Origin of the sequence: Brevibacterium sp. ZH18 (assembly GCF_022748595.1) — a bacterium.
Taxonomy (GTDB): Bacteria; Actinomycetota; Actinomycetes; order Actinomycetales; family Brevibacteriaceae; genus Brevibacterium.
The window spans coordinates 1-804 of sequence record NZ_JALDSX010000110.1; the positions used below are offsets into that span (position 1 = coordinate 1).

Annotated in this window: 2 protein-coding genes; both read left to right on the plus strand. The window is 60.3% G+C overall.

Going from position 1 to position 804, the window contains the following annotated elements:
- A partial coding sequence (locus MPN20_RS17145) for a recombinase family protein (protein WP_242784075.1) occupies positions 1–534 on the plus strand: 534 nt, incomplete at its 5' end.
- 1 nt (position 535) lies between these two features.
- A complete protein-coding gene (locus MPN20_RS17595) occupies positions 536–733 on the plus strand; it encodes a helix-turn-helix domain-containing protein (RefSeq protein WP_069599208.1) in 198 nt (65 codons plus the stop codon).
- Positions 734–804 lie beyond the last annotated feature (71 nt).

The window sequence follows — 804 nt, forward strand, 5'->3', positions numbered from 1 at the left end:
GTCGGTGCGGGAGTCCAGAAACGAGATGTGTTCTCAGATGTGACCTCTGGGAGTAAGACGGCGAAACAGCGACCTGGAATGAGGCGGCTGCTCGACTATGCCGAAGACGGCGACACTGTCGTCGTGTGGCGCATCGACCGGCTCGGCCGCTCACTCCTGGACGTTCTGGCAACCGTGAACCATCTCCGAGACCAGGGAGTGAAGGTCCGTTCCGTTTCGGACAACATCGACCCTGAGACTTCATCGGGTCGGATGATGTTGGGAATGCTCGCTACCCTGGCCGAGTATGAGCGTGAACTCATCACTGAACGCGTCAATGCAGGCATTGCCGCAGCTAAGCAGAACGGCACCAAGTTCGGGCGGCCGCCGGTAGACCCGGACGAGATCGCCCAGAAGCTCTCTATCGCTGAAGACGCCCGCGCCAAAGGACGCACTGCTGAAGACGCGGCACGCTTGGTGGGCTGGTCAAGAGCGACTTTGTATCGACACCGTCAGGCCGCCGGCACTCACGACACACTGGCGGAGCCGGTGTGAGATGGACGGGCCGGAGAAGTGGCGCATCCTTCGGCTCCACGTTGAAGACGACATCGCTCTGACAACTCTGGCCCAAGACACCGGTCTCGGCTTGCGCACCCTGCAACGCTGGCACCAGCACTACAAGACCGGTGGGATCGCCGCTCTTGAATCACAGACCCGACACGACTCTGGTTCTAGGGCGTGTCTCCTTTATTGACCATTCCAGGACTGGCACGGTGGAGACGTGACTACACAGCAACGACACCGAGTCTTCACTGATGAGCAGTG